This window comes from Klebsiella sp. Ech2A (genome assembly GCF_030078455.1).
In the GTDB taxonomy this organism is placed as follows: domain Bacteria; phylum Pseudomonadota; class Gammaproteobacteria; order Enterobacterales; family Enterobacteriaceae; genus Klebsiella; species Klebsiella terrigena.
In genome coordinates this window covers 1-4,957 of sequence record NZ_JAQGFU010000263.1, presented here as the reverse complement: position 1 = coordinate 4,957, position 4,957 = coordinate 1, and the positions used below count along the sequence as shown (strand labels likewise).

Here is a 4,957-nt window from a genome sequence, read left to right as displayed (position 1 = left end):
CCACCGGCGTGGGCCCGAATGGCTATCCGCTTTCTGCTCCAGGAAAGGCTGGTCCCGGTGTGCCATCCCTCGCTGCTGACCGCGCGGGACGGCGGCGAGCAGCTGAACGCTCTGCCGCGTATTCACCGGCGGCAAAATCCGGATGCGTGGCAGCGCTACGCCGAGGAGAGCGGCATCGCGCTGGACAATCCGTCCCGGGGCGTGCGCTACGATCTGCATGAAATGGCCATCTCCGCCGTGCAGGCCGGGCTTGGCGTTGCGCTGCTGCCGCAGGTGTACGTCGAAAACGAGCTCAGCAGCGGGGCGCTGGTTGCTCCCTGGCCGGTTTCCGCGCGGCTGAACAAAAATTTCTGCCTGGTCAAGCCGGTTGAAACGGGGATTAACGAAAGCGCATTAGCGGATTTTGAGCGCTGGCTGCTGGCGGAAATCAGCGGCGAACCGGCATAGCGGGCGCTTTTTTTTTGCCGCCGGTGCGGTTAACGCGCTTGCGCAGACCGCAGAGTGGTCAACGGCGGTAATTGTGCCTAAACTGCCGTCGTTGAACCGCCTCCGCTGACCCTGGAAAGAGACAATAATGACGCAAGGAACGAGCGATTTTAGTTTTACCGCGCTGATGGCGCAGCGCGCCCGGGAGCTGGCTCTGAGCCTCGATCGCGACCAGCAGGCGCTGGTTGCGCAGCTTGATGCGCTGGGGCAGAGGCTGCTGGCGCAAAGCGCCGCTCCCGGTAAAGGTCTTTACGTCTGGGGGCGCACCGGGCGCGGCAAAAGCCTGCTCGTCGATAGCTTCTTTGCCGGCCTGCCGCTGGCGGCCAGGCGCCGGGTGCACTTCCACTCTTTTTTTCGCGAACTGCATCAGCGCCTGAACGCGCCCACTTCGCCGTCGCTGCCGGAGGCTATCGCGCAGATGACCGACGGCTGCCGGCTGATCTGTTTTGACGAGTTCCATCTTCACGATCCGGCGGATGCGATGCTGGTTAAGCCGCTGCTGGCGCAGCTGTTTCAGCGCGGCGTCGTCCTGATGGCAACCTCCAACTACCCCCCGGAACGGCTGCTGGAAGATCCGCTATACCATGCGCGCTTTTTGCCCTCGATTGCGTTAATTCAACAGCATATGACGGTGGTCGCGCTCGACGGCGAAGAGGACTACCGGACGCGTCACGCGCCGGCGGAGAGCCCGTTCTGTCAGGGGCTGCTGCTGGTCCAGCCTTCGGACCATACCCGCAGGCGGCATGCTTTACCCGAGCCCGTCGCCAGGGCGCTGACGCTTTCGGTCGGGTATCGCACCCTTGAGGTGGCCTCCGCGCCGGCGGCTTTCTTACATTTTACCTTTAGCCAGCTGTGCCAGGGCCCGACGTCGGTGATGGACTACCTGACGCTGTGCGAAAGCCATTCATGCTGGCTGCTGGACGCGGTACCGCCTTTAGGTCACGGGGGACCGGCGGCGCAGCAGCGGTTTATCAACCTGGTGGATGTGCTCTACGAGAAGCAGTGTCGGCTGGTGCTGGTGAGCGAATGCGGATTACCCGAGCTGGTCGCGGGAGTTGAGCGGGAAGATATTCAGCGAACCTACAGTCGGCTGCAGCAGCTGCGGAAAGAATAGGGTGGGAAGAGAGAAGCCCCGGCGGGCGAGAAGCCTGCCGGGGTGGGAGATTACAGATCGAAACGGTCGAGGTTCATCACTTTGGTCCAGGCCGCCACGAAGTCGGTGACCAGCTTCTGCTGCGCATCCTGGCTGGCGTAAACTTCTGCCAGCGCGCGCAGCACCGAGTTGGAACCAAACACCAGGTCGGCGCGGGTGGCGGTGAACCGGCTCTCGCCGCTCTTACGATCGCGGCCTTCAAACAGTTCACCCCGTTCGTCGGTGGCTTTCCAGACGGTCGCCATGCTCAGGAGATTGACGAAGAAGTCGTTGCTGAGAACGCCGCGGCGGTCGGTGAAGACGCCGTGCTGGCTGCCGTCAAAGTTGGCCCCCAGCACGCGTAAACCCCCAACCAGCACGGTAAGCTCCGGCGCGGTCAGCGTTAGCTGCTGGGCTTTGTCCAGCAGCAGCGTCTCGGTAGAAACGCCCCCTTCAATGCGGCGATAGTTGCGGAAACCATCCGCCAGCGGCTCCAGTAAAGCGACGGATTCGATATCGGTCTGATCCTGACGAGCGTCCACGCGGCCCGGCGCAAACGGTACGGTGACCGATACGCCTGCGGCGGCGGCGGCCTGCTCAACGCCGACCGAGCCTGCCAGTACGATAATATCGGCCAGCGATGCTTTCCCGGAGGCTTTTTGAATCGCCTGCAGGGTAGGCAGAACCTTCGCCGCGATGGCGTTGACCGGCCAGTCTTTCTGCGGCGCCAGCGCCAGACGCGCGCCGTTGGCCCCGCCGCGCTTATCACCGCCGCGGAAGGTGGAAGCCGAAGCCCAGGCAACGGAAACCAGTTCGCTCACCGACAGGCCCGCATCGGCAATGGCGATTTTCAGGGTGGCGATATCCGCCTCGCTCGGGCTGTGGACAGCAGCCGGGAGCGGGTCCTGCCAGATCAGATCTTCTTTCGGGACTTCCGGTCCGAGGTAGCGGGATTTTGGCCCCATATCGCGGTGAATCAGCTTGAACCAGGCGCGGGCAAAGGCTTCGTTAAACGCCTGCGGATCGTTGAGGAAGCGGCGGGAAATCTTATCGAAATCCGGGTCGAAGCGCAGCGTCAGGTCGGTAACCAGCATCGTTGGCTTACGCTTTTTCTCCGGGTCAAACGGATCGGGGATCAGGTCCGGCGCGTCTGCGGCTTCAAACTGAATGGCGCCGGCCGGGCTGCGGGTCTGTACCCACTCATATTTATAGAGGTTTTCGAAGAAGTAGTTGCTCCACTGGGTCGGCGTCTGGGTCCAGACAACCTCAAGGCCAGAGGTGATAGCGTCCGCTCCGGCGCCGCTGCCGTAGGTGCTCGACCAGCCGAGACCCTGAGCCTCAATGCCGGCCGCTTCCGGCTCGGCGCCTACGTGGCTGGTGACCGCCGCGCCGTGGGTTTTACCCAGCGTATGGCCGCCGGCAATCAGGGCCACGATCTCTTCATCGTCCATCCCCATGTTGCCAAAGGTGGCGCGAATCGCCGACGCCGCTGAGAGCGGCTCGCCGCTGGCGTTCGGGCCTTCCGGGTTGACGTAAATCAGGCCCATTTCGGTGGCGCCCAGCGGCTGCTGCGCCAGGCTTTCCGGATGACGGTGCTCAAGCCAGGCTTTTTCATGACCCCAGTCAACGTCGAGGTCCGGTTCCCACACGTCTTCACGTCCGGCGCCGAAGCCAAAGGTACGGAAACCGGCATTTTCCAACGCCACGTTACCCGCCAGCATATAGAGGTCGGCCCAGGAGATTTTCTGGCCATATTTTTGTTTGACCGGCCACAGCAGGCGGCGGGCCTTATCCAGGCTGACGTTGTCCGGCCAGGAGTTCAGCGGGGCAAAACGCTGCTGACCGCGGCCGCTGCCGCCGCGCCCGTCAACGGTACGGTAGGTACCGGCACCGTGCCAGGCCATACGAATAAACAGCCCAATATAGCTGCCCCAGTCTGCCGGCCACCACTCCTGGGAGTCGGTTAGCAGGGCTCTCAGGTCGGCTTTTAGCGCGGAGTAATCGAGCTTTTTAAACTCTTCCCGGTAGTTAAATTCTTCACCCAGCGGATTCGAGCGGCTGGAGTGCTGGTTCAGCAGATCCACACGCAGCTGGTTTGGCCACCAGTCTCGGTTAGCTGTGCCGCCGCCGGCGCTCTGTGTGGGCGCCGCGGTATGAAAAGGACACTTCCCTGCGGATGCGTTGTTAGATGAATCGTTAGACGTGCTCATATCAGGCTCCGTTTACTTTTGTGAATGCCATTACGATATACACTGCTTCCAATAAGCGATACTTGAATAAATCTACGGAATTAATAGTTATATCCTTTTAACAGCGGGTGATAAAGAAATCCATAGTATATTTGTGGTTAAGGGCCAAAATACGTAAAAGCGACTTACTAACCATAGTATTAACGTATTAGTTTAGGAAATCGTCGCGGCACGTTTGGCGATAAATACGCCAGTCCACCAGGAAAAATCTTATGCATCAGCGGCGGCGGGCAACACCGGCATGATCCACAAGGCGAAGCCGGGCATAAGCGGTGAAATTTGAGGGGTTGCTGAGCGGTGAGCGACAGGCTATTACTATTCATGGCCATGTAACTGGCGCCTTGAGACAGAATACTGTCGGGGAGCATGGTCGCGACCGCCGCGCGCCTGGGCATAACTTTGTCAACCGGAGATAAGCTATGCCTGAATTGAGTTCGTTAATAACCTTTGCATTTGTTGCCCTGGGGCTGGTGCTGACCCCCGGGCCGAATATGATCTACCTTACCTCGCGCTCGATCTGCCAGGGCAAACGCGCCGGCCTGATTTCATTAGGCGGCGTGGCGCTGGGGTTCGTCTTTTATATGCTGTGCGCGGCGCTGGGGATTACCGCGCTGATTTTTGCGGTGCCCTATGCCTACGATATTTTGCGCATCAGCGGGGTCGTCTACTTACTCTACCTGGCCTGGCAGGCGATAAAACCGGGCGGTCGTTCGCTCTTTGCCGTGCGCGACCTGCCGGCAGACAGCGGCCGTAAGCTCTTTCTGATGGGCTTTATTACCAACCTGGCGAATCCTAAAATCGCCATTATGTATCTGTCGCTCTTACCGCAGTTTATCTCCCCCGGCCACGGCAGCATTCTCAGCCAGTCCCTGGTGCTTGGCTTCACCCAGGCATTTATCAGCGTGGCGGTCAACGCGCTGATTGTGCTGATGGCCGGCGAGGTGTCGCGGTTTCTTACCGGCCGCCCGCTCTGGCAGCGCTTTCAGCGCTGGCTGATGGCGACGGTTCTGGCAGGAATGGCGGTTAAAATCGCCTTTGAAGCGCGCAAATAACGCCCCGGCTATTTGCGCGCTTCAAAGGCGATTTTAAC

Annotated in this window: 4 protein-coding genes and 1 riboswitch; of the genes, 3 read left to right on the top strand and 1 reads right to left on the bottom strand. The window is 60.5% G+C overall.

Annotated elements, in window-relative coordinates:
* Together PFH44_RS24910 and zapE are read left to right on the top strand one after the other, a co-directional pair.
* A partial coding sequence (locus tag PFH44_RS24910) for a LysR substrate-binding domain-containing protein (protein WP_283826487.1) occupies positions 1-447 on the top strand: 447 nt, incomplete at its 5' end.
* 127 nt (positions 448-574) lie between these two features.
* Entirely contained in the window at positions 575-1,600 is a 1,026-nt protein-coding gene (gene zapE / locus PFH44_RS24905; protein ID WP_283826486.1) for a cell division protein ZapE, read from the top strand.
* Between the two features lie 50 nt (positions 1,601-1,650).
* Here the strand turns inward: zapE and katG are convergent, their stop codons facing one another.
* Positions 1,651-3,828 carry a catalase/peroxidase HPI gene (gene katG / locus PFH44_RS24900; RefSeq protein WP_283826485.1) on the bottom strand — a complete coding sequence of 726 codons (2,178 nt, stop codon included), beginning with the start codon at positions 3,826-3,828 and terminating at the stop codon, positions 1,651-1,653.
* A gap of 358 nt (positions 3,829-4,186) precedes the next feature.
* Positions 4,187-4,267, top strand: a riboswitch (ZMP/ZTP riboswitch).
* 19 nt (positions 4,268-4,286) lie between these two features.
* Here katG and PFH44_RS24895 point away from each other — a divergent pair.
* Complete coding sequence (locus PFH44_RS24895; protein WP_045855321.1) at positions 4,287-4,919, top strand: LysE family translocator; 633 nt, start codon at positions 4,287-4,289, stop codon at positions 4,917-4,919.
* Positions 4,920-4,957 lie beyond the last annotated feature (38 nt).